At 49.4% G+C, this 24324-nt stretch carries 16 protein-coding genes and 2 pseudogenes; 2 read left to right on the top strand and 16 right to left on the bottom strand.

The window, feature by feature from the left end; translation table 11 throughout:
• Positions 1–111: 111 nt before the first annotated feature.
• The 6 genes from QMO62_RS01965 to tkt all read right to left on the bottom strand — a co-directional run bounded on the left by QMO62_RS01965 (position 112) and on the right by tkt (position 9328).
• Complete coding sequence (locus tag QMO62_RS01965) at positions 112–984, bottom strand: carbohydrate ABC transporter permease (RefSeq protein ID WP_284638323.1); 873 nt, start codon at positions 982–984, stop codon at positions 112–114.
• 33 nt (positions 985–1017) lie between these two features.
• A complete protein-coding gene (locus QMO62_RS01960) occupies positions 1018–1983 on the bottom strand; it encodes an ABC transporter permease (protein ID WP_284638321.1) in 966 nt (321 codons plus the stop codon).
• Positions 1984–2504: 521 nt separating this feature from the next.
• The gene (locus QMO62_RS01955; RefSeq protein WP_284638319.1) at positions 2505–4022 is read right to left on the bottom strand and encodes an extracellular solute-binding protein; all 1518 of its coding nucleotides are present in this window, start codon (positions 4020–4022) and stop codon (positions 2505–2507) included.
• Positions 4019–6343 (bottom strand): helix-turn-helix domain-containing protein, encoded by a 2325-nt coding sequence (locus QMO62_RS01950; RefSeq protein WP_284638317.1) that lies wholly within the window; start codon positions 6341–6343, stop codon positions 4019–4021. Before QMO62_RS01950 ends, QMO62_RS01955 begins: the two co-directional genes overlap by 4 nt.
• Positions 6344–6648: 305 nt before the next feature.
• A complete protein-coding gene (fsa, locus tag QMO62_RS01945) occupies positions 6649–7314 on the bottom strand; it encodes a fructose-6-phosphate aldolase (RefSeq protein WP_284638315.1) in 666 nt (221 codons plus the stop codon).
• A 25-nt stretch (positions 7315–7339) separates the two neighbouring features.
• Positions 7340–9328, bottom strand: coding sequence for a transketolase (gene tkt / locus QMO62_RS01940; protein WP_284644831.1), 1989 nt, complete (start codon positions 9326–9328; stop codon positions 7340–7342).
• A gap of 113 nt (positions 9329–9441) precedes the next feature.
• On the opposite strand from tkt, the gene QMO62_RS01935 reads away from it, so the two are divergent.
• Positions 9442–10392: a LysR family transcriptional regulator gene (locus QMO62_RS01935; protein ID WP_284638314.1), complete on the top strand. Its 951-nt coding sequence runs from the start codon at positions 9442–9444 to the stop codon at positions 10390–10392.
• Positions 10393–11470: 1078 nt separating this feature from the next.
• Here QMO62_RS01935 and QMO62_RS01930 read toward each other — a convergent pair.
• From QMO62_RS01930 to QMO62_RS01905, 6 genes are all read right to left on the bottom strand, one after another.
• The gene (locus tag QMO62_RS01930; protein ID WP_284638312.1) at positions 11471–11827 is read right to left on the bottom strand and encodes a Rieske (2Fe-2S) protein; all 357 of its coding nucleotides are present in this window, start codon (positions 11825–11827) and stop codon (positions 11471–11473) included.
• Positions 11828–11851: 24 nt separating this feature from the next.
• On the bottom strand, positions 11852–12913 hold the full coding sequence (locus tag QMO62_RS01925) for an amidohydrolase family protein (protein ID WP_284638311.1): 1062 nt from the start codon (positions 12911–12913) through the stop codon (positions 11852–11854).
• 75 nt (positions 12914–12988) lie between these two features.
• On the bottom strand, positions 12989–14557 hold the full coding sequence (locus tag QMO62_RS01920; protein ID WP_284638309.1) for an extracellular solute-binding protein: 1569 nt from the start codon (positions 14555–14557) through the stop codon (positions 12989–12991).
• An 84-nt stretch (positions 14558–14641) separates the two neighbouring features.
• Positions 14642–15502: a carbohydrate ABC transporter permease gene (locus tag QMO62_RS01915; RefSeq protein ID WP_348651717.1), complete on the bottom strand. Its 861-nt coding sequence runs from the start codon at positions 15500–15502 to the stop codon at positions 14642–14644.
• Positions 15503–15516: 14 nt separating this feature from the next.
• Positions 15517–16410 carry an ABC transporter permease gene (locus QMO62_RS01910; protein ID WP_284638306.1) on the bottom strand — a complete coding sequence of 298 codons (894 nt, stop codon included), beginning with the start codon at positions 16408–16410 and terminating at the stop codon, positions 15517–15519.
• Positions 16411–16593: 183 nt separating this feature from the next.
• On the bottom strand, positions 16594–18876 hold the full coding sequence (locus tag QMO62_RS01905) for a helix-turn-helix domain-containing protein (protein ID WP_284638304.1): 2283 nt from the start codon (positions 18874–18876) through the stop codon (positions 16594–16596).
• 292 nt (positions 18877–19168) lie between these two features.
• Here QMO62_RS01905 and QMO62_RS01900 point away from each other — a divergent pair, with 292 nt between their 5' ends.
• Positions 19169–20485, top strand: coding sequence for an ABC transporter substrate-binding protein (locus QMO62_RS01900; RefSeq protein ID WP_284644830.1), 1317 nt, complete (start codon positions 19169–19171; stop codon positions 20483–20485).
• 153 nt (positions 20486–20638) lie between these two features.
• On the opposite strand, the pseudogene QMO62_RS33625 reads toward QMO62_RS01900, so the two are convergent.
• The 4 genes and pseudogenes from QMO62_RS33625 to QMO62_RS01880 form a co-directional block, all read right to left on the bottom strand.
• A pseudogene (locus QMO62_RS33625) lies at positions 20639–20920 on the bottom strand (IS110 family transposase); the annotation flags it as partial.
• Between the two features lie 284 nt (positions 20921–21204).
• Complete coding sequence (locus QMO62_RS01890) at positions 21205–21738, bottom strand: 2'-5' RNA ligase family protein (protein WP_284638302.1); 534 nt, start codon at positions 21736–21738, stop codon at positions 21205–21207.
• 184 nt (positions 21739–21922) lie between these two features.
• Positions 21923–22393: a pentapeptide repeat-containing protein gene (locus QMO62_RS01885; protein ID WP_284638300.1), complete on the bottom strand. Its 471-nt coding sequence runs from the start codon at positions 22391–22393 to the stop codon at positions 21923–21925.
• A gap of 502 nt (positions 22394–22895) precedes the next feature.
• A pseudogene (locus QMO62_RS01880) lies at positions 22896–24188 on the bottom strand (IS110 family RNA-guided transposase).
• Positions 24189–24324: the final 136 nt, after the last annotated feature.

Raw genomic sequence — 24324 nt, 5'->3', positions numbered from 1 at the left:
CCTCCAAGAATGTTAAAGTTTCTATGTGATCTCCATACGAACAGGAGCCTGTTCAAGCACCTGATCCAACAGGAGGTTCATAGCCTTACGGCAAAGGCTGCAAGCAGCCGCTTACCCTTTCACGGACCCCAGCATGACTCCCTTGGCAAAATGCTTCTGAAGAAACGGGTAAACGAGCAGGATCGGGACGGTTGCGAATACGATGACCGCCATCCGGATGGTAAGCGGCTGAATATCCGCGCTGTCGATTGTGTTGTCCCCAATGCTGCTTGAGGCCAGGATGACAATTTCTCTGAGCAGCACTTGAATCGGCCATTTGGTGTTGTCGCTAATATATAGAATAGCGTTGAAAAATTGGTTCCAGTGTCCCACGGCATAGAACAGCCCGAAGGTCGCCATGGCCGGCAGCGATAGCGGGAGCACGATCCGGAACAGTACACCCACATCGTTACAACCGTCGATTCGGGCCGAATCCTCGAGTCCGTCCGGAATTTGCTGGAAGAAATTTTTCAGAACAATCAGGTTGAAGGCACTGATCGCACTTGGAATCATCAGAGACCAGAGCGTATTCGTCAGATGGAGCGCCTTAACAACGAAATAAGTCGGAATCAGCCCGCCGCCGAACAGCATCGTAAACAAGACGCCAAGGAGAATCGTCTGGCGGCCTCTTAGGTGAGACTTCGCCAATGGATAGGCCATCAGCGAGGTAAAGAGCAGGTTAATGAGCGTACCGAGCACTGTGATATAAATGGAAACCATCATACTTCGGAACAGCGTATCCGTTGAAAAAATGTACCTATAGGACGCAAGAGACCATTCCTTCGGCCACAGGATCAAGCCCCCTCTGGCTACCTCGGCGGGACTTGTGAAGGATACGGCCAACACGTACACGAAGGGTAACACGCAAATGAGCGCAGTAAGCAGCAGCAAAGTATAATTGATGATGTCGAAAATGCGATTGCCTATTGTTTTATCTTGAATCATTTCGGAGCCTCCATCCTTAGAACGAGATAGGCATTAATAAATGCCCTCTTCCCCAAACTTCTTTGCCAGCCAGTTCGAACCCAGCACCAGAATAAGACCAATGACCGATTTGAAGAGACCGACCGCCGCACTGTAGCTGTACTGGGCCTGGGTCAAGCCCTTGGTGTAGACATAGGTATCGAACACTTCCCCTACTTCCCGGTTGGTCGGAGTAAGCATCAGGAAGATGTGCTCGAAGCCGGAATCCAAGAAGTTCCCCAAGCGCAGGATAAACAAGATAATGATCGTGCTGCGAATCGCAGGAAGCGTGATGTGCCACAGCTGGCGCCAACGTCCGGCACCGTCGATCCGGGCCGCTTCGTATTGCTGTAAGTCCACTCCCGCTAATGCAGCCAGGAAGATGACCGTGCCCCAGCCTACCTCTTTCCAGATGGATTGGGTGATGATCATGGTCCGGAACCATTCCGCCTCCAGCAGGAAAGCGATTTTCTTGCCTGTCAGTTGATACAGCAGCTCGTTGAGGATCCCGTTCTCCGTCGTAAAGAGGATGTAGAAGATCCCCACGACAACCACCCACGATACAAAGTGAGGGATGTAAACCAAGGTCTGTACGAAGCTTTTGAACTTGGCTTGCCTTACTTCATTCAGCATGAGCGACAGGATAATAGGCAGCGGGAAGAAAAAGAGTAAGTTGTACACCGCCAAAATGATCGTATTGCGGAACAGCATGCCAAACTGAGGTTCCGAGAAAAATCGTTCAAAATGCTTGAAGCCTACCCACGGGCTTTCCAAAAATCCGAGATGCGGCCTGTAATCCTGGAATGCCATGGACACCCCGTACATAGGCACATATTTGAAAATGATAAAATAAAGTACTCCCGGCAGCAGCATTAAGTACAGCCACTTGTCCCGAATGAGATCCCTCAGCAGGATCCCGAACTTGCCTTGCTTTGCAAGGGAGGCGGGTTTTCCTGCCGGGGCATACAGATCTTGCTTCATCTCCGTGTTCCTCCTACATTAAGTTCTCTATGGTTTCTGCCTCTCATTATCAGGTCATTCTCCAATGTCCGGCTATACCGCTCATATAACCAAGTGCGCTTTGCGGCTTGAAGTACCCCTGTATAACCCCGGGGCAACCAAGGGATATGCTTGATAGAACAATTTGTGTGACTAATTCCTACTGTTGAAGGGTATGAGCTCTAACCCATCGTCCTCGTGTCTACAGCACATTTCTGCAAAAGAGCAGCTTTTTCCATAATTTTCAACAAGGTTCGAAGGGATTTCTGCTTAAGTACAACATTTCAAGGCCATAGGCCTCGTTTTCCGCCGGTGAGCTCTCTTAAAGATGCCGATTCTCACAAATCTCCGTCTGACTCCCGCTTGAGACCGTTGATTTCTGCACTTTAGCAGCTTTGCATCCCCTGTCGGACGCGCGACGACCTTCTCATAGGCATTACCAAATAGAAAAAAAGCGGAGCAGCAAGTAACCCTTGCTTTCCGCTTTCGTTATGCATCCGGTCCTATCTTCCGTCACCGCCGCGACGTAACTTCCACTGTTTTTGATACGCTTCCTCGTATTCCCGTATCATCCGTTCGCCGCCGGCCTGCTTCCACTTCTCCAGCTCGGTCTTCCAGCCGGCCTCGTCGATTTTGCCCATAATAAACTTAGTCTCCGCATCCGTAATGAGGATATCGAGTTCCTTTCCCCGCTCGGTGAACGTTTCCGAATCCAAAATGAGTGCCGGGTTCGGAACGATATAAGAGGTGTACTCTTTCCCGATTCGCTGATTTTTGCGGAACAGGTCAGGCTGTACGCTCGGTTTGATCGCTGCTTCCTCTTCCCCAAGTGAAGGCAGCATATCCCGGTAAGGCTTCACCTCCCTGAGATCCAAGGTACGATCCAAAACCTCCGTATACTCCCCCTTATCGATCCAATGCCGGTTCTCCACTCCTTTGAGAATAACGGTTTGCATGGACGGCTCCATGAGCTTATCGAGAAAATGCAAAATTTTTCTCACCTCGGCCTCCGTCTTCACCGTGTCCTTAGGAATAGCCAGAAATCCGGCATTACCCGGTTCACCGGGAAGCCGGATTCCATTCGGACCGGCCAGCGGGGCAACGTCAACTGTAGCGTTCGGAACGATCTTGACCAGCTTGTCCTGCCATGTCTGGACATTCCCACCGGAAATTTGAATGCCGGCTCGGCCCGAATCATAGATCCTGCCCGTTTCGATCGTATCCACTACCGCAAAATCCGAATTGATAAGGTTCTCTTGATATAGCCGTCGGAACATCTTCATGGTTTCAAGGAAAGGCTCCGTCATAAACTCCGGTGTGAACCGCCCGTTCTCCGCCTTCCACTTGTTCGGTCCGCCCTGGGAAACGGAAATCCGGGTCAGAATCGAGCTGACATCCTGGTTGTAACGCTTCTCCAGCACCATTCCATACGTATCGTCCTTCCCATTTCCGTCAGGATCCTCCAGAGTTAAGGCACGAACGACCCGATACCAGTCGTCCAGTGTAACCGGTACCTTCAAGCCCAGACGCTCGAGCCAATCCTTCCTATATTGGATGACGGCACGTCCGAGGTTCCGAAAGACCGGAATCCCGTAAATCTTGCCCCCGACGGAAATGTTCTCATAATATCTCTTGTCCACTGCCGACAGATGGGGATAGTCCTTCAGGAAAGGCCCAAGCTCCCAGAACTGCCCAGCCTTCAAGGTGGCAATGTAAGTTGGGGAATACGCCAGCTTGATCAGCTTCGGAAGCTCACCGGAAGCTATCATCAATTTCACCTTTTCGTCATAGGCGGACAGAGGAATCCATTGGATCTGAAGGCTTGTATTCGTATAGGCTTCAATAACCTGCTCCACCGCATTATTTTTGGGAGGAAGCTCACCGGTCAAGCTCGCCCCAATGGACAAATAAAACGGCTCATCGGCAAGCGGCTTCGCTTCCTCGCCCCCGACTCCTCCGCATGCCGTAAGGGTGCCGGACACAAGCAGGCTGCTTAACAAAATAGCGGAATACGTCTTCATTCTGTACTCCCCTTCATGATCTTTTCCCGGTGCTGCCCAGGGGTAATCTGATACATCTTCTTATAGCTTCGAATAAAGGAGCTTATATTTTTGTACTGCAGCTTTTCGCCGATTTCAGAAATTTTCAGGTCGGTCGTCTCCAGCATGACCTTGGCCATCTTCATCCGGTAGTCCGATAAGTAGTCACTGAAGGGAATCCCGATCTCTCGCTTAAAGATACGGCTTAAATAGACCGGATGGTAGTTTAATAGCTGGGAGCAGGATTCCAGAGTCATCTCCTGATCGTAGTGCTCCTGTATCATTTTTACCAATTTATCGGCAATCTTAATGTACTGGGTTTCGGATTTTTCGGACAGCACCTGAATCAACGGAGTAAACAATTTGGATTCAAACCAGTGAATAATCTCCTCGCGTGTCTGGAGCTGCAGCAGTCCTTCCACCGTTCCCTCGTCCTCCAGTACCTTTTTCAGCGAAATGCCTTGATCCTGTACGATTTGGAGTATTCGGGATACTAGCTGCAGCAGAAGCGTTTGATGCTCATACAGATAGCCGTCCTTGTAAAGCAGTGCGTCGAAATACTGCTGGAATATCTCGGAGGCGCTGTTCGGCTGCATTTCCCGAAGGGCATACACCAACCTTTCCTCCAGCACCTTCAGATGGGAATATTCATAATGCTCCGCACTCAGATGATTCTCAATGTCCCTGTAATGGACGATGATCTCCGGACCGAGGCTGATTCTAGCTTTTAAGGCGGAGAGACTCTCCCCGTAGGCTTTAACCGTACCCATCAGATGGTCGAACGGGTTACTGATTCCGATACTCACCTTCAATTGAAGCACTTGCTCGGCATTCCTCTTAATACACTCTGCAGCCTCATACAGAATGCGTCTGACCTGGTCCGGGTCCTCTTGATCTGCGGCTATCAGGGTCACCTGCGATTTGTTGATCGTAATCGGGGTGAACCGGGTCGAAGCCGGCAGCACCTCTTGCGTGATATTGCTGATCGCATACAGCAGCAGCTCCCGATCCTCCTCACCGTAACGCGTTTCCTGCAAGTTATCGATCTGAAGCGCGAGGACACCCAGGCTCTTCCACCCCGTAGGGAATCCGTAGGTTACGGATCTGTACAAGTAATCGCTTTCCGTCAGCTGTCCCGTGAACAGCTTTAATACGAAAAATTCCTTCAAATGGGTCGCTTGTCCCAGCATTTGCTGCTCGACACGGTCCTTGGATGACGCCAAGGATTGCATGCTGATCTTAATGAATTCGAGTTCATCCTTCTTCGGAGCAGTGGACGCTTCCGTCCCGGAAGAACCAAGTCCTCTAGCTACCTCAAGCAGATTTCCGATAGGACGGTACATCCGGCGGCTGCCGTATAAGACACCTGCAAGCACCAACAAAAGGATGGTAGCACAGACGAGCACGGTGACCTCGGCGATTTTCCGCGTCTCCTTCTTCAGCTCTCCGATGGAAACAACGGATACGTAGGTCCAGCTATTGTAATTCGAGGAACGGTATAACACCGCTACCTCTTCACCGTTCAGCTTCATGTGGATCAGCCCCTGCCGCTGCTCCGGATAGGCATTTAACCGATCGATAACAGTACGTGTGATCTCCCCGTTCGTCTCCGTTTCGGACTCCTTGTTCGAATCCTTCCCTAGAATATCCTGTCCGGACCGGTCGAAGATGTAGCTGTGGTTGGAGCTTGCAGGAGAGCTGATCGCCCCTGTAATTTCCGATGCGACAATTCGGATCACAAGCAATCCTTGCGGCTTATCGGTCTGAGGCAGAATGGGGATCTTATGGACCAATGTGACGCTGTCAACCGGCTCCGAGAAATCATCCCCGCTGGAGGGAGACAACCCGGTATACCAGAGAATGCTTCTCGGCTCCTTGGCATAATCTATAAATTCCTGCCGGTTCGCGAACTGCTCCAGCGGCTTCATGACATTGAGGTTTAACGCCCAGCTCCGTTCCAGGTTCACGAGGTACGCCTGGGTTATGATCGCGTCGCTGGATTGCAGATTGTACAATTCCTTCGAAAGCTCCCGGACGGATTCAAAATCGGATGAGGTTAAAGAGATATTCATCGATGCTTTTACAAGAGAGGAATTGGCGAATTGGGTCGCCGACTTCTCTATCGACTTCAGCATTTGCTCGACCCGCATCTGGGTTTGGGCTAACCACTGCATATTCGCCTCTTTTACCTTATTCTCAATATCTCCCGAGGCAATCGAATAGGAAACAAAGCCGATCAAGACGGCAGGAAGAATTCCTAATATAAGGCTGTACGACAGCAAACGTAACATATACCTGCTCAATGTAATTCCCTCCTGCATGCTGCACTTCGGGTGGCCGAATATGCATGAGACAACCTTTATCTATGATTATATAGCATGTATGCTTGCAATTATTTATATATTGTTGCTTGGAAACTCCATTTCTTCAATATTTTTGTTCAAAGCTGCAATTCCAGCTACTCGTATCATCCTACGTCTAACGGGTTTCATGCAATATGCAGCACATAACTTTTTGCCCCCCACACCCGCTCCGGCAGGACAAAAAGGCGACCAAGATGAGCTTCGCTCTCTTGATCGCCTCTTAAAGAAACGCTATGGCTTACCGATTACTGCTGAGCCTTCTTCCAATCCGCCGCGAATTTATCCATTCCTTGGTCGGTCAGAGGATGCTTGGAAATTTGCTCGATCACGCTAAAAGGAACCGTTGCAATATGCGCGCCTGCCATTGCGACGCGGGTGACGTGATCCGGATGACGGACCGAAGCGGCGATAATTTGCGCATCCAGGCTATGAATGCGGAACAATTCAGCAACCTTGGTAACAAGCTGAACGCCATCCTCAGAAATGTCATCCAAACGACCGAGGAACGGGGAAACATAGGTTGCGCCTGCACGAGCCGCCAGCAACGCTTGATTTACGGTAAAAATCAACGTGACGTTCGTTTTTACACCCTTCTTGGTCAGGTAGCGGCAAGCCTCCAAGCCTGCCAGCGTCATAGGCAGCTTGATGGTGATGTTCTTATCGTAGTTGTTGATTTTGATCAGCTCATCGGCTTGGGCAATCATTTCCTCTGCTGTTAACGCATCCGGTGTAACCTCGGCGGAAACGGATTCCACCTCAGGCACTTCGCGCAAAATTTCGGCAATACGGTCTTCAAATTTCACGCCTTCTTTGGCGACCAAAGACGGGTTCGTGGTCACGCCGGACAGGACGCCGATTTTGTAAGCCTTCTTAATGTCTTCAAGATTGGCTGTGTCGATAAACAGTTTCATTGATAATTCCCTCCATTGAAATCAATTAATTTAGTATTTCCTTTGCCAGTCGTACGGTATTCGCTATTGAGAAGCCGAAGTATTCCAAGACCGCCGGACCTGATCCCGAGGCGCCGAAGGTGTCGATCGACAGCACCTTGCCGTCCTTCCCGACGAAGCGATCCCAGCCCAGGGATATCCCCGCTTCTATCGCCAGTCGTTTCGTCACGGAGTCGGGGAGGATTTGCTGCTTGTAGTCTTCCGGCTGCCGGTCGAACAGCTCTCTGCTCGGCATAGCGACCACACGAACGGAGATATTGTCTTTCTCCAGCTCCGTTTTCGTGTTCATGGCCAGAGAAACCTCCGAGCCGGTGGCAATCAGGATCAAATCCGGCTGCTTGTTCGTATCGTACAAGATATAAGCGCCTCTGGCAACCCCATCCACATTCGCTTTCGTTTCTTCGAAGATAGGAAGGTTTTGTCTGCTTAGGATGAGAGCTACCGGACCCTCATTTTGCTGCAGCGCATAGGCCCATGCGCTTGCCGTTTCGTTGGCGTCGGACGGCCTGATGACCGTAAGCCCCGGGATGGTGCGAAGTGCGGCCAGATGCTCCACCGGCTCATGCGTAGGACCATCTTCTCCAACGGCGATCGAATCGTGGGTGAACACATAGGTCACAGGCAGCTTCTGCAGCGCGGCCAAACGAATGGACGGGCGCAAGTAATCGCTGAACACGAAGAACGTGCTCACGAAAGGTTTCACGCCGCCGTGAAGCGCCATGCCGTTGCCGGCTGCCCCCATCGCATGCTCGCGTACGCCGAAATAAACGTTCCGGCCTGAATAGGACTCCACCGCAAACTTCTGCTCTCCGCGGATATCCGTCATGGTCGAATGCGATAAATCCGCACTGCCGCCAAAAATGGAAGGAACGGTCTTCACATAATGATTGATGGCTTCGCCGCTCGCGACCCGAGTCGATATCGACTTGGCAGAATCGAAGGTCAGAATATCGCCAGCGTCAATAGTAACCGTTCCGCCAATCACCTGCTCCAGCTCTCTGCCCAGCTCGGGATGCTTAGCTTGGTAAGACTTCAGAAGCCGGTTCCACTCCTCTTCTTGGGATTGCCCCTTCTGCTTGAGCTGTTCAAAGTGGGCCTTCACTTCATCCGGAACAGTGAACTCTTCCTCGTAGGACCAACCGTATACTTCTTTGGTTGCTTTGGCTTCTTCGTTTCCCAGCGGATTGCCGTGAACCTTGTTCGTTCCCGCCGCCTTGCTTCCGTAGCCGATGATCGTACGAATTTCGATGAGCGTCGGCTGGGATGTATTTAGCTTGGCTGCCGCAATCGCTTCACTGATCTTCGAGAGATCGTTGCCGTCCTCGACCCGCAAATATTGCCAGTTCGCCGATTCCACCCGCTTCTGCATATGCTCGCCGAACGAGAGATGAAGATCACCGTCCAACGAAATATCGTTGGAATCATATAACACAATCAGCTTGCCCAGCTTCATGTGCCCTGCCATCGACATCGCCTCATAGGAAATTCCCTCCATGAGACAGCCGTCTCCAACCAGCGAATACGTGTAATGATCGATAACCGGGTAGCCGTCCTGATTGAATCTCGAAGCCAAGTGCGCTTCCGCCATCGCCATGCCTACGGCCATAGCAATACCTTGACCGAGCGGTCCTGTCGTGGCATCTACCCCGTCCGTGTGTCCGAACTCGGGATGTCCGGGCGTTTTGCTGTTTAATTTGCGAAACTGTTTGACATCATCAAGCGTCAGCTGGTAGCCGAACAAGTGAAGAAGGCTGTACAGCAAGGCAGAGCCGTGTCCGGCAGACAGCACGAAGCGGTCGCGGTTGAACCATTTGGAATGTCCGGGATTGTGCTTTAATTCCTTTGCCCACAATGCATAGGCCATTGGCGCGGCTCCCATCGGCAGTCCCGGATGACCCGAATTGGCGCTGTTAATGGCATCAATCGAAAGGGTACGGATCGTATCGATAGCCAGCTGTTCTATCGTTTTGGTAATCGGCATTGTTTTCTTTCCCCCAAACTCTAGTTTCTAACTCCTGATTACAATATAATACGGATAGAGACCATACGTGTAATGAATATATTCCATAGGAGCCATAAATCTGATCTATGACCATTAACTACGAGCTCTACAAAGTGTTCTATTGGGCAGCAAAAACAAACAGCCTCACGCAGGCGGCCAAAATATTATTCCTCACGCAGCCCAGCGTCAGCCATTCCATCAAACAACTGGAGGACCGGTTCGGCCTCACCTTGTTCCACCGGAATTCCAAGGGCGTTACCTTAACGCCGGAAGGCGCCGTCTTGTTCTCCTACATTGAACAGTCGCAAATGCTGCTCACGCTGGCTGAACAGAAAATGCTCGCTCTCAAAAATTTGGACAGCGGCGAGCTGCGCATCGGCGGAAGCGATTCGCTGTTCAAGCATTACCTGCTGCCGTACCTGAAGGAGTTTCATCAGATTCATCCCGGCATCAAGCTTCACTTGAAGCATGGTACGACACCGGAAATCATCTCCTTCTTAAAGGAAGGCGCGATTGATATGGGCGTCGTTCGTACGCCTATCGTAGATTCTCAGCTGGAAGTGAGGGAGAATATCCAGCTGCAGGAGTGTTTTGTAGCCGGAATCCGCTATGCCGAGCTGCAAGGACAAATTTTGTCGCTGGATCAGCTGCTTCAACACCCTATTATATTATTCTCTCGAAACAGCCGGGCCCGAATGGGCATCACCGAACTATTCCAAAGCTACGGCTTTACCATCAAGCCTGAGATCGAGGTAGGCAGCGTAGATCTGCTCATCGAATTCGCCCGTAATGGACTCGGCATCTCTTATGTGACCCGAGAGTTTGTTTCTAAGGAGCTAGAGGAAGGATCTCTCTTCGAAATCGAATTGGATGTGAAGCTGCCTCCCTCCCATGTGGGGATCTTGACCATGCGCAACGTGCCGCTGACAACTTGCGCGGGTACCTTTATCGAGCTAATAGAGCAGCGCAACTTGTCATCTTTGGAGCATCCCCCTTTCGATAAAGCCAATAGCAGCCCGTCGATGACCTATGAATAGCTTACCGTTTATTCCCCGGGAAATGACAAAATACCTAGATCCACGCGATTATTCGACATTCCCTCTTCAGCTATAATCAGGAAGGCACCCGGTCAGCGGTCAACGGTTGGGAATCTACACATCTTGGATCGGTACAATTATGCAAAAGTAGACTCTTTCATCATAAGAAAGTTGATTTCTGCGTATATACACACACATTTCGAAACCATTTGCCTCGTTTTCAGCCATTGTGCGCTCTGAAAGATGTATTTTCTCACAAATCTCTTTCGGAGCTACGCTTGGGATCTAGATTCCTGCACTTTAAGGTGATTAATAACGTTATAAGGAGCATTACCGGGCTGTGATAAGCGCCAGACACCCTGTAACGCGATTTTTTCATCTTACGGTCGCAGATGAACACATATTTGGTACAGTAAGGTGAATTAATAACGTTATAAGGAGCATCGCCGGGCCGTGATAAGCACCAGACGCCCTGTAACGCGATTTTTTCATCTTACGGTCGCAGATGAACACATATTTGGTACAGTAAGGTGAATTAATAACGTTATAAGGAGCGTTACCGGGCTGTGATAAGCGCCAGATGCCCTGTAACGCGATCTATATGCCGCAGGTAACCAATTTCGATTTGTACATTTTCAAAAAGGTTACGCGGCTTGTTTGCTCAAACGGATGTTCATGTTCAAATGATTCAGCGCAAATGTAGACACGTTGTACGTTAGGTAACATAGTTCGCGATCGACAAACGCCCTTTTTTTGAGCCTTCGTGTAGTGCCCATGCACGTTTAATAGCCGTTCGCTACTTAAAACAATTCGGCAAACTTAATGTGGGGAGGTACTCCTTTTTTGTTTGCCGAAAAACCTTATTCCACATGGGCTTTCTAATTATGAAATTGACTTCTTCAGCACCTTTGCATCCATTTCCGGGCAAGTTTCTGCCTGTGGGTGGTGTGAGCAGGGAGTATGGTTGCTATCCATGTTCAGGCTATTGCACGGAAATGGCCCTTGTTGTAAGGATCCTGGTTTTCTCGTAACAAAAAGAGCGAAAAGGCATCATCCGCCCTTTCGCTCCCCCTGCACCTTATCCCTCCATAACGATGCCCACTTTGCCGCCGCTCACTTCCACTGCATACGTTTTCACCCATATTTTGTCGCTGAATAGCGATTTGCCCGTCTTAATATCAAACTCCCAGCCGTGCCAGGGGCAACGGATGATTTCCCCAACCCTGCCGTACTCGTATTGATACACCTCTGACGGCAGCGTCGTGCCGGACACGAGCCCTGCGCACATGGGTGCGCCTTGGTGGGGGCAATAATTGTTCAGCGCATAAAACTGCCCGCCGATTCGATAGATGCCGATGCTCCGTCCTCCGACCTTCACCTCGGCATGCCCGCCCTCCGGAACATCGGCCGCGTCCACCACATAGTGTACCGCCATAGAAGCACCTCCGGTCACTGAGTATTACAGCTTATACAGCTGCTTCGCGTTTTCATAAAATATTTTCCGCTTCGCCTCCGGATTCAGCCGGCGCAGTATCATATTCGGCGCATCGAAATCCCAATGCGGGTAATCGCTCGAATACAGAATCATGTTCTCCGCATCGATCATATTGAACAAGTCGATCAAATGCTGCGGATTGTCAGGCTCCTCGATCGGCTGCGTCGTCAAATAACAGTGCTCCCTGATATACTGGCTCGGTAGCTTCTTCAGCCAAGGCACGGTGGAACGGAGCGCCTTATAGTTCTTATCCAGACGCCACATTAAATGCGGCAGCCAGGCAATGCCGCCTTCCACGAACACGACCTTCAGGTTCGGGAATTTCTCGAACACTCCCTCACACACCATACTGACCAGGTGCGCCATGAAGGTTTGCGAAAGGCACGTATGCCACTCGATATACCTTGCGGGGTACCCTGCGGCCGTGGGTACGTTGGAGCTTCCCCCGCCCTCCGCTCCCGGGTGGATCGCCAGCGGCAGTCCGTTTCGCTCCGCAGCCTCGTATATCGGATGATAGAAGCGGCTACCGAGCGGCCCCCTGGCCGCTCCCGCGATAATGACCTCCACAATATCCGGATGACCTCCGACGCGGTCGATTTCCTTGGCTGCCAGGAGCGGGTCCTGTGTTGCTACGGCCATCGCTCCTTTAAACGCCCGGTGCTTGCCAAGCCATTCGGCAATCAGAAAGTCATTGTACGCCGAGCAAATTGCAGCCGCGTAATCCGGATCATGGGTCGATGAGATGTTATACACTACCCCTGTCAGGATGGCGTATTCGAGATCGTAGCCCTCCACGAGCTGCCGGATCAGCAGATCAGGCTCCGAGCCGGCCTTCGCGCCGCTCGGCGGAATGGCATCCTTCTTCATGACGCCAACCGGCGAATAATAACCCGAGCCGGCGTAGCCGATGCCAGTGCTGGCTACGCGGGAGCGCCACGGTTCAGGCAAGTACGGCACCAGCGCGGCGTCGCTTTGTTCATTGTGAACATCGGCATCGATGATTTTGAAGCTTTCCTTAAGAGCCATGGACGGTCCCCCTTGACAATTGTTGCGAAGTCTAACCGGCTTCCTAACCTAAGCCTCCGCTTATCCGCAGCATGATCACTTTTTGCCATAGGTGCGCGTGTAAGCCGAATTGTACATGTTCAGCAGCTCGTCGGAGCCGAGCTTCTTCGCTTGATCGATAAATTGCTGGTAGGTCGTGTCGTTGATCGGCGTTTTGCCCGTTACGAATTCCGTCAGCTTCTGTTCGAGATATTTATTCAAGTTGCTGAGCTTCGACTTCTCGAGCTCAAGCTCCTCTTGACTCTTTACGATTTGCTTAGGAGCGGGAACGATAAACGAAGCGTACCGGGCATTGATATCCTTGCTCTTCTCGCTTAAGCCCCGCTCCCATACTTCCCGGGCTTTGGCGTTATCGAGTCCGATCATGTCATACCATACCCCCCAATCCTTGCGCAGCGGAACGAAAGGAGAAGCTCCGAAGGACTTCATGTAAACCGGCTTGCCGTTCTCCATCGTATACGTTTTTCCCTCGATGCCCAGAGATAAATAATTGGAGCCTTCTTCGCTCACCAGGTAATCGAGGAACTTTACGGCCCGGTCCTTATCCTTCACCTTGGCGGAAATGGCACGTCCTGCAGCCCCAATCACAGAACGCGAGAATTGGTAATTTTTAATGCCGCTCGCGGCAAATTGCGGAATGGCGTCAAGCTCGTAATTCGGCGTGCCTGCTTTGCGTGCCTTATCGACCAGCGTCTCGAGATCGGCTTTCCAGAAATAAGTGACGAGCGACTTCCCTTTCAGTATACGCTCTTCCCATTGCGCCTGCGTGAGCAGCGAATATTCCGGGTCTAGAAGCTTCTCCGTATACAGCTTATTCAGGAAGAGAAGCGCGTCCTTATAGCCCTTATGATAAGGCGCAAAAGCGTACTTATCCGTCATCGGATCGATATTATAGAAGCCATGAATGCCTGTAAATGCTCTGCCGAAAGTAGTGTACAGCCCCGTATCGCCTACAATGGCGTTAGAGATAAGCGGATACGTGTCAGGCTGCTTTTCCTTCAAGGTCTTCAGGAATTGGTAAAATTCATCCAACGTAGTCGGAGCCTTGAGACCATACTGGTCCATCAGATCCTTACGGGCATACCAGATAAAGTTAAAGCCCTTCCCCGCGGCATCGCCTTCGATAACCGGTACGGTATAGATCCCGCCGTCAGCGCCCGTTGCAACCGCTTTAGCCTCCGGGTATTTCTCATAGAAGGCTTTCAGGTTCGGAGCCTTATCCAGGTAATCCTTTAAATTTAGGAACACCTTGTTCGGACCATGCTCCCTCCCCTCCAGTGTATCTACTTGAATGAAGTCCGTGACAGTATTGGTTGCAATCATGATTTGCTTCTTTTCCTTCAGTCCCTCTTGGCTGACAACCTGAAATTCGACCTTGACTCCCGTCTTGGCTTCTATCTCCTTGAAAATCTCCCAGTCCGTCCGTACCTTTCCCTCCGGCCGGTCATACACCAGCCAGGAGAAGGTAATCGGCTTCGGCGCCTTGTCCGTCCCTTTCCCCTCTCCGGCCGAAGGCGCAGGGCTCGTGTCGCTTGAACAGCCCGCTGCGACCAAGCCCCCTAGCATGATCGTGGTGAGTGCCGTTGCTGCATAGCTTTTTTTCATTCACTCATACCTCCCTGGGTATTTACGGATTATCATTTATAGAGATAGACTCCTACGCAAGAGCTGGAATCTATAACACTACCGCTATCCTTTGATACCGCCGATCATGGTACCTTGCACAAAATATTTCTGGATAAACGGATACACACACAGAATCGGAAGCGTTGCGATGATGATCATGGCATACTTCATGGTGCCAAGGTGCGATAGATCACCCTCTCCTTGCACTTGGCTGCCTGTAATAAGAATGTTGCGAAGCATGATTTGCAGAGGATACATGCTTCGGTCGTTCAAATAAATCAGTGCATCGAAGAACGCGTTCCATTGGTTTACCGCCGTAAATAGCCCGATCGTCGCCATGACCGGCATGGATAGGGGCAGCACAATCCGTACGAGCACCTGAATCGACCCGCACCCGTCGATGGTAGCGGCATCCTCCAATTCCTCCGGCAGCGCTTCGAAGAAAGTCCGCATAATGAACAGATACCAAGTGCTAATGAGCGTAGGCAGAACAATCGCCCAAATCGAGTTCAGCAATCCCAACTGCTGGACGACAATAAAGGTCGGAATCATTCCTCCGTTAAACAGCAGCGTGAAGGCGGCCATCATCAGAATCAGCCTGCGGCCGGGCAGCCATTTCTTCGCAAGCGGATACGCCATAGCGGAGGTTGCGATCAGCGTCAACGCAACGTGTACGAAGGTGTAGCGAATCGTATTCCAGTAGCTCTGCCACAGATCCGGGTTGTAGATGAGCTGTTCATAGGCTATCCATGTAATCGCCTTGGGCAGGAGCAGTACTTCTCCGCTGGCCACCATGGCATTGTCACTGATCGAAGCCGAGAGGACATAGATCATAGGATAGACCATAATGACGATAAGGAGCAGCATCAAAGCATAGTTCAAGCTGTCGAATATCCTGGATGCGAGGCTTACCCTGATTTTTATGACAACCGCCCTCCTTACCATAAGCTCGTTTCCGAGTATTTTTTGACGATCCGGTTCGCGGCAACGACAAGGATGAACCCGATAGCCGATTGGAACAGGCCCACAGCCGTCGCGAAGCTGAAGTCCGCATCCAGAATGCCCCGCCGGTAGACGAAGGTATTAATGACATCGGAGGTTTCATAATTCATCGAATTGTAAAGCAGCAATATTTTTTGAAAGCCGGTCTCCATGAAATTGCCGAGCGTCAGCACGAACAATATGATCATGACGGGAATCATACCCACAAAGGTAATGTGCCTGATTTGCTGGAACCGGTTGGCGCCGTCCATCTTAGCCGCTTCATACAGCGTCGGGTCGATGCCTGCAATGGCCGCAAGGTATAGAATGGTCCCCCAGCCGAGCTTTTGCCATATTTCGGAGCCGACATAGATCGTCCTGAACCACTCCGGCATGCCAAGGAACAGGATCGGTTCAATTCCGAACAGCTTCACCAGAAAGTGGTTGATGATTCCGGTTTGCGGGGAGAGGAACGTAACCATGATTCCCGCAATGACGACCGTGGATAGGAAGTGCGGCATGTAACTGATGCTTTGCGCGAATCGCTGAAACGCTTTATTCTTGATCTCGTGAAACAGGATGGCCAGCACAATCGGTGCCGGAAAATGAAACAGCAAATCATACACGTTAAGCATGACGGTATTTCGGATCAGCTTCCAGGCGTCCGGGGTTACGTAAAAAAATTCGATAAAGTGCTTCAGCCCGACAAACTTGCTGTCCATGATGCCTCTGCCGATGGAGTAGTCCTGGAACGCGATAATGACGCCGTACATCGGCATGTACTTAAAGATCAGGTAGTATAAAATACCGGGAAGCATTAAGAGATACAGGGCTTTATGCTTTTTTACCATGTACCACAGAGGATATCGCTGCCGCATGGTCTCCCTCCTTTGGTCAATCCGGGGCGGTGGATGGCTTTACTATACAGACCGACCGTCGCAAGCGTAAAGCATGCAAATTTGCCGCGGTCTCCTTTTTCGATGTACGGGGTCGGATGAAAAAATGGAGACTTCCGAAAAAAAGAAGTCTCCATCTTACGGCTGGTGGATGGCCCGATATTTGGCAGGGGTTATGCCTTCATATTTGCGAAACGTACGGATAAACGAATTGCGCCCCCAATAGCCCACCTTCTCGGCGATGTCATCGATTTTCAGGTCGGTTTCGAGCAAATACTGCTTCGCCTTCATAAGCCGGTACTTCGCGATATATTCCACGTACTTCTCCCCCACCTCCTCCTTGAAGGTACGGCTGAAGTGCCCGCTAGACATGTTCATCAGCCCGGCAAAATGCTCGATGGAAAGCTCCTCATGATAATGCTCGTGAATGTAGGCCAGAATGTCCGCAAACTGTTTCGTCCTCCGGCCGGTCTCCTCCAGGCGGAACAGCTGGCTGTGAATCTCCATGAAGCAGCTTCTGAGCTCCTCCCAGGTCATGCAGCGGTTCAGTTGCTCGAATAAGCCGGAATAAAACGGGATGTTCACCTCGCTTTGCTCCGATTCCACCGCCCGAACCCAGGTATTGAGCACATCGGCGCACTGCGCCTTCACCTGAATGGCCGCAGCGTTCCGCCGCCGGCCCTCTTCCAGCATTTCGAGCACGGCCTGCAGCAGCTTCTCATATTCCTTCGTCTTATACTGATTCATGATCCGAGTGACCTCTTGCACGGACAAGAAGCTGTCCCCTACAGGACGGCCGCGCAGCCCCGGCCCTGTGCTTTTGCAAATTTCCACATCGGCATCCAGGCCGCGATATTGAAGGGAGGTCATGGCCTGCTCGTAGGATACATGCAGCTCGTGAACGGCATGAACCGTCGACCCGAGGCCAACCGTCGCCTTGTAATACTGGCTGTACTGCTCAAGCAAAGCCTTGATTCGTTCGGCGGCCGGCTCCGGCTCTAGCTCCGGAGGAGCTCCTTGCTGCAGAACACATGCCAAGATCCCCGGCTTCGTTTGACAGAGCCAGACCGGCGATGGAAGCGATTTGAGGATGCGTTCTCTTAGCTCGATCATCATGAACGACTTGCTTGTTTCGGATAAGCGGTCATACTCCTTGAAGTCATAATGAAACGCGATGCAGAGCACCGTACGTGCTGTGTTTTTATCATAGACAAAATCAATTTCCTTAGCATAATATTCGATCGACAGCGAATCCCTGTACTCTCCCAGCAATATTTTGGTAATGAAATGCTCCTGTACGACCGGATACATGCCGTTCACCTGCTGGGAGAGCTCTTGATTCTCCGTGATAATGACCTGGGAGAACCGCTTGATGACATCAAATTCGTTGCCTTCGCTCCGAAGCGGTTCATTCGACACCCGATGCGCTTCAAGCCGCTCCTTGATTTCCCTGATCGGGCGGTATTGCCGCCGGCTTAAATAGTAAGAAGCAATACTGCCAACCACCAGAAAGAAGCAAAGAAAAGCCCAGCTCGCAGCTCTTACCATATGGGCAGGCTTCATCAACGTCCCAACATCGGCGATCGTAGCGTAAACCCAAGAATCATCGAACGAGGATTGAAGCAACGATATCGCCTGGTCGTCAGCAATGAGAAATTGCGTGCCCTTTGAACTCACACGGACCTGCTCCGCTACTGCTATCGTGTCCTCATCTGTGAGGCCGGTGCGGCTCACAATCCTGCCTTCCGCGGCTACTATGGCCGTTCCTGTCACCCACTGCTCCGGGATCCGAATATGCTCCATCAGCTGATCCTGCCGAAAATTCACGACCAAATAGACCTCCGGTCTATCCGTATTAAACGGATAACTCATAAGAGCGGAGATGTGATCCGCATGCAGATCAGTGAAGTCCATCATTTTTTTATTCGTCAAATGGGTCAGAAAAGCCGTCTTTTCCCCTCCGCTCAAAGGATAACGAAAGTCAAAATAATAGCTTTTATCCGTATACGTCTCCGAGTCAATGATCAAATTGTGATTGGCAAAATATAAAAAGGCGTTCGATACCAACGGATCGGAGCTGAGCTTAAGCAGCTGCTCCCGAATGGAATAGATCAGCTCGGCCCGCTGCGTATTCTCAGGCGAATCATCGGCGACGAGCAGTAAGCTCCGCAGATTCGAGGTACTGAGCATGTTAATCATATTTGTCTTCAGGGAGGTGAACGCGGTGTCCGTCTGCTTGGAAAAATGAGTCAATATAACGTCGTTCAGCTTCTCCGCATCCTTCTCGATCGTACGCACCACCAGAACATGAGCAAGAAGGCTTGCAGCGATCACCGGAATGAGAATTACAACGAAATATGTAGTGAAAAACCGCCAAAAGAGGGCCCTACGGAATGAACTTGGTTTACGAACGGAATTCATGCCGGCCAGCCTCCCTTTTCGATCGCTAAACTTGTAAACGTTTGCAATATGATATCTATTATAATCGTCGTGAAATAATACTTCAACGAATGATTTTGTCGTAAAATATTATTTCTTGCCGTCACGTCTCTATTGGGCTCTATTGTAATTTTATCCACTAGCATCATAAATTTTTACATTTGATATCCTGCTGTTACGCCCTATGCTGATAAGTGGAACGCGATGTAACCGGTTGCAGCTTGGATCGCGGGACGCATATATTGTCATAACTAGGAGGGTTACCGTGAAATCAATGAGAACGATTGCTCCTATTCTGCTATTGGCCATGCTATCGACGGCATGCTCCGGCGGCGGTAATGAGGAGTCCGTAAAGCCATTGCAAGAAAGTGCTCAGCGTGAGCCAACAGAATTGGTGTTCGCTTCTGAGCTTGGCAAAACACCTGAGGATTTCGAGAAAGAAATCGCAGAGCCGCTTAGAAAAAAATTCCCTTGGCTTACTCTGAAATATATCGAGCGGGGCAAAGGTAACGATATTGCCGATCTTGTTACGGCTGGAACGCCGCCCGATATTTATTGGTACGTTTACAACCGGTTTCCGAACAAAGTACAAAGCTTAGGGCTGGAATATGACATGTCGGAGTTGATTAAAAAATATAACTTCGACACCAAGCGGCTTGACCAAGCTTCGCTTCAATCGCTCGACCAATATACAGGTGGCAAGGGTGTTTATGGCTTTCCTTTTGTAGCAAGCACCTCGGTGATGTACTATAACAAAGATATCTTTGATAAATTCGGCGTCAGCTACCCTTCGAACGGGATGACCTGGGACGAGGTGTACAACCTGGCCCGGCAGCTTACAAGAAGTGCTGATGGGATCAATTACAGGGGACTTGCCACCTTTCACGGCTATTTGCTGAGGGAAAACCCGTACGGACTTAAGCCCATAGACCCAAGTAAGGAGAAGGCAAGCGTCAATACAGAGGAGTGGAAGAAGCTTTTTCAGAACCTCGTGCGCATTTATCAAATTCCCGGGAATAACCGGGATACGAAAACAAGAGCGACGAACATCGAGCTGCAGGCGTTCGCTAAGGACCAAAACATAGCCATGGCGGTCATGAATAATGACTTAAACCATGTAAAGCTGATCCCGGAAGGCATGAATTGGGATGTTGTTTCGATGCCGACCTTTGCGGATAAACCGAAAATCGCCGATCAACCCTCCCCTTGGATATACAGCATTATGTCTACAAGCAAGCATAAGGAAGCGGCCTTTGAGGTGTTGTCCTACTTGGTATCGGATGAATTTTTCATGATGGAATCCAAACGGGGCGTACGCACACCGACGACTAACGAGCAAATCAAGAAAGCGTTTGGCTCCGATTCTCCCCTTTTGAAAGGCAAAAATGTAGGCGCTTACTATTATTATCCGTCGGCCCCGCCGCCCGCTTTGAGCGGCAATGCCAAAATATCCAGCCTGATTGGAGATGGCGATACTGTTGTGAATAACAAATTTCTTGATGTAGTTATAGACGGAAAGGATATCAATACTGCGCTGCGGGAAGCGGACGAGGAAATCAATAAACGTATTGAGGAGTCCAAGAAAAACTAGCGCAAACAAACAGGCTGTCTCGAAGGAGCTATGCGAGTTGTATGCGCTTAGCTCCTTCGTTTGTGGCAAACCGGGGTAAATCAACAAACCATATGACAAGCTCTTTGTCATGTGATTATATCTAAAAACTATCTTGACATCTTGTAGCACCATAGACTTGCATTCCCAATCCATGAATACCGTGGGGAACTCTGGAAAGTCCGATCCAACCAATTATGAACCCGCCTTGCACCACTCGCAGGTTGGTTGACAGATGATCGCGAATTTTCATCGCTTCCCTTAGTTCGGCATATTTCCCTTGGAGAAGATTGGTACGGCGTATCTCCCATCTTTAACAAGCTGTGCGATGACTTTGGCATCATTAATGTCGTTCTTGGTCGGCGAATTGTCGTTTAATTCTTTGCTTTTCTTCATGTGCAGCGGATTAACTACGCCGCATAAAACTTGTTGTTCTCCCGAGTAATACGCCTTTTGGAATCAACCCACAAACGATTCAAAGCCTTCCCGATTATTCTTAAACGTGATGGGTCTTCCAAACTCGACTCCGCGTTAAAGCTGCCAGTCTCCCCTTACTCACCTTGTACCTTTTAATTACATATTGTACCATACTAACCAGTTAAATGGTGAACACAAAAAAAGCTGCCGGTCATTCTTGAGGCAACTTGTTAATGTGTAGGATTAAGCCATCGTTCATCATTAGTTGAATCACTTTAAAAATGTTAGCTACCCAATTGGATATCTTCAAATGGTATGTACTTGTTTGGTTCAATTTCTTTATATACCCGTACGTAATTGACGTGAAAAGACGGAAAGGGAGCTAAGTCGTCAGTCGCTGAGAGCTTCATATCTTCAACCTCAGTTTCGCTCATACCCCAATAGGTTTGCCCCAAGGTCAAATGTGGATGAAAGCGATCCAATTCGAAGTAACGATCAATCAGTTCTGGTGATGGAGAAACGGCATCCACTACTCGCTTATGCAGATTGTATATTTCATCCGATTCAACACCAAGGAATACTACGGCATTACCAAACGCTGCAGGCCCTGAAATTGATAAGTTAAAGCTTTTGAATGTTTGGCAAGTTTCCCTAACATTATTCAGCCAACGCATATCTTCCGTAAGGCCGCCCTGCGCCTTTACAGTAATGTGGGGCTCCACAACATCTTTTAAACGGTTACTAACCCAACGATTACGAAATGTCTCGATTTGTTGTTTATATACGTCGGAAGGAACAATAGCAATGAAATATTGCATATCACACCTCGCACCAATTAGTTGCTTAACGCGGTTACCGATCCTTCAGGCAACCTCGTCTTGTGCTGCTTATGAAGCTAACGATTCCCGATTGCTCAACAAGGCTGCCGTTTCATGACGAACTTCGTCCTGATGGTATATTGAGCTATATGGCTGCCAAAGCAGACAACGTGTCACTTGTCCTTTAATCGTTCTTGATTAAATCAGAAATCAAGATACCGTTAATTTTCAATCCAGTAATGTCGCAATCAGTTATCTCAACATTTGATAAATCACAATTTCTTATTTGTCCATTGGAAAGGTTACAGTTATGAAAACTTAATGGTTTATAGTGACCATCGGGATTGTAATTTCCATCCCCCTCCATAGGAAGAACCACATTATGAAATTCCGTTCCAACTAAATGGACATGGTCAATAACAGCGTGACTAAAGTTCGCATGCTGAATACCTACACCCGACAAGTTTGCATTCGAGATTTTAATTCCACCCATATTAACATCATTCAAAGACATTTCACTCATGTTTGTGTTATTAATTTTCGTCTTTGCCAAGCTGACATTGTCAATATTAAGTTCCTCGGCTCTGACCTCCTGCCACTTAGACCCCGATATGTCTGCCATTTGTAAATCCAAAGGTTCCACCCTTAAGCTCATTCTCATATCTCCCTTCAACTTATAAATTCATCTGCTGCATAACTTCGACATGTACTCCACATTTTCCTTTATTATCCACTTAACAAAACTCCCTCTATGTAGAATCGTTTTCCTCTTAAATACGCTTGTTTTCTAAGATTCTGAACGTTTTTCTTTCGTACGAGACAAGCACTTTATGGAACAAGGTTGTAGAAGATGTAATATATGGGAGAGAAGAAAGCGAAAAAACACATCCACCCAGACCACCTGTTTTTAAAAAGTGGACATTCTGGAGATTTATGGTCGCACCTTTGGATCTCCACATCGCCTCATGGAGGTCAACCCTCCCATGTCTCACAGAGTCTTCGCTCCCACATTCCTTCATTCAACCTGTCCATGAGGTGGAGGTCGGATATGCTGCCCGACAGGATCTTCGTCCGTATGTTAGTTTTGTTCCGACTCATCCGTGCTTCAGTTGTCTGTACTTCGTTATCTGCATTCGTCATTTATTACAAGATTGTATCTAAGCTGCTAACGACACTTCTGTGAACCGGGGGATATCCTGCAACATCTTATTCTCACTAAATCGATGCCCCTTTTTCAGGACACCAAAGAGTATTCGAATCAGCTTACTGCATAGCGCAATGAGCGACTGCATCTTTTTCAATGGATTAGCTGGCCGTTTCGTGTAGTACTGGTGTAGCGCCTTAAATGCACGATTCTTAGCCACTAATGGCATCATGACGCGGAAAAGCAGTGCTCGTAATCGTTTTCGGCCGCGCTTCGTGATCTTTGTCTATCCCTTGTGTTTCCCTGACGTGTTTTCTTTTAGATTCAAACCCGCGAGCTTAATAATTTGCTTAGGATGCCGGTAACGCTCAATGTCGCCAACTTCGGCGAGGAAACCAGCAATACTGTCCCGGCCAATTCCTTTAATGGCCAGTAGTGACTTCACATGAGGGATTTGCTTCAAGAGCCCATCAAGCTCTGCGTCAAGCTCTTCAAACTTGCTTATCAGCAGCTCGTATTGCGTCAATAACAGCTTGAGCTCGAGTTTCGCTAACGCTACACCTTCTCGTATGCCCACGGATCGGCTTGCTGCTGCTTTCAAACTCCTCATACGTTCTATACCAAGACCTCGCTTGGCTACCTCTCTTAGATGCCTTAACAGGGCTTCCTCTGACTGAGAAACCAACTCATGCGGTAACAAACAAAGGGCGAGCATCTGACGTGCTGACTTACATTCCCAATCTTTAAACACGGTAAGGAACTCTGGAAAATACCGATCCAGCCAATTATGAACGCGGCCTTGCACTACACGCAGGTCAGTCGACAGATGATCGCGAATTTTCATTGCTTCCCTTAGTTCGGCATAAACGCCCTGGAGAAGATTGGGTACAGCGTATCTTCCGTCTTTGATGAACTGTGCTATAACTTTGGCATCTTTGATGTCATTCTTGGTCGGTGAATTGTCATCCAGTTCCTTGCTTTTCTTCACGTGCAGCGGATTAACCACAGCGCATGTAACCTGCTTTTCTCTTAGAAAATAGGCCAGGTTCAGCCAGTAGTGGCCGGTCGGCTCCATACCGACTATAACGTCCTGGAACCCTTGCTCCGTCGCAATCTTCTTGAACCAGCTAACGAACAATTCAAAATCTTCTCGGCTATTTTCAAACGAGATGTATTTCCCGAACTCGACTCCGACAACTAAGGTAGAAGAAGTAATTTGATTAATGCGTTCATTTTGAGTAGAATTCGTCTTGTAGTTCCTTGGATTGTTTTTGGATCCGGTCGCTGGCCAGCATCGTGAACCCATTAACATCATACCAAGGAGTCTTTTTATTTCTCAAACTTCGTAATTCTTCATAATAGGAATGCTGCCCGTTAACGTAATGAAGCTGTCGAAAGGCGCCGGCAGCTCTATTCTGGTTGTTTATTCAACTATCGTCTCC

Source organism: Paenibacillus silviterrae (assembly GCF_030167925.1).
GTDB classification, from domain to species: Bacteria; Bacillota; Bacilli; order Paenibacillales; family NBRC-103111; genus Paenibacillus_G; species Paenibacillus_G silviterrae.
This window is presented reverse-complemented; position numbering and strand designations above follow the sequence as displayed.

Excerpts from the sequence above, each read along its gene's own strand:
- QMO62_RS01935 (WP_284638314.1), top strand. The coding sequence starts at position 9,442 with ATGACCATTAACTACGAGCTCTACAAAGTGTTCTATTGGGCAGCAAAA.
- QMO62_RS01920 (WP_284638309.1), bottom strand. The coding sequence starts at position 14,557 with ATGAAAAAAAGCTATGCAGCAACGGCACTCACCACGATCATGCTAGGG.
- QMO62_RS01900 (WP_284644830.1), top strand. The coding sequence starts at position 19,169 with ATGAGAACGATTGCTCCTATTCTGCTATTGGCCATGCTATCGACGGCA.
- QMO62_RS01905 (WP_284638304.1), bottom strand. The coding sequence starts at position 18,876 with ATGAATTCCGTTCGTAAACCAAGTTCATTCCGTAGGGCCCTCTTTTGG.
- QMO62_RS01965 (WP_284638323.1), bottom strand. The coding sequence starts at position 984 with ATGATTCAAGATAAAACAATAGGCAATCGCATTTTCGACATCATCAAT.
- QMO62_RS01885 (WP_284638300.1), bottom strand. The coding sequence starts at position 22,393 with ATGAGCTTAAGGGTGGAACCTTTGGATTTACAAATGGCAGACATATCG.
- QMO62_RS01955 (WP_284638319.1), bottom strand. The coding sequence starts at position 4,022 with ATGAAGACGTATTCCGCTATTTTGTTAAGCAGCCTGCTTGTGTCCGGC.
- QMO62_RS01930 (WP_284638312.1), bottom strand. The coding sequence starts at position 11,827 with ATGGCGGTACACTATGTGGTGGACGCGGCCGATGTTCCGGAGGGCGGG.
- QMO62_RS01910 (WP_284638306.1), bottom strand. The coding sequence starts at position 16,410 with ATGGTAAAAAAGCATAAAGCCCTGTATCTCTTAATGCTTCCCGGTATT.
- QMO62_RS01890 (WP_284638302.1), bottom strand. The coding sequence starts at position 21,738 with ATGCAATATTTCATTGCTATTGTTCCTTCCGACGTATATAAACAACAA.
- QMO62_RS01960 (WP_284638321.1), bottom strand. The coding sequence starts at position 1,983 with ATGAAGCAAGATCTGTATGCCCCGGCAGGAAAACCCGCCTCCCTTGCA.
- fsa (WP_284638315.1), bottom strand. The coding sequence starts at position 7,314 with ATGAAACTGTTTATCGACACAGCCAATCTTGAAGACATTAAGAAGGCT.
- QMO62_RS01925 (WP_284638311.1), bottom strand. The coding sequence starts at position 12,913 with ATGGCTCTTAAGGAAAGCTTCAAAATCATCGATGCCGATGTTCACAAT.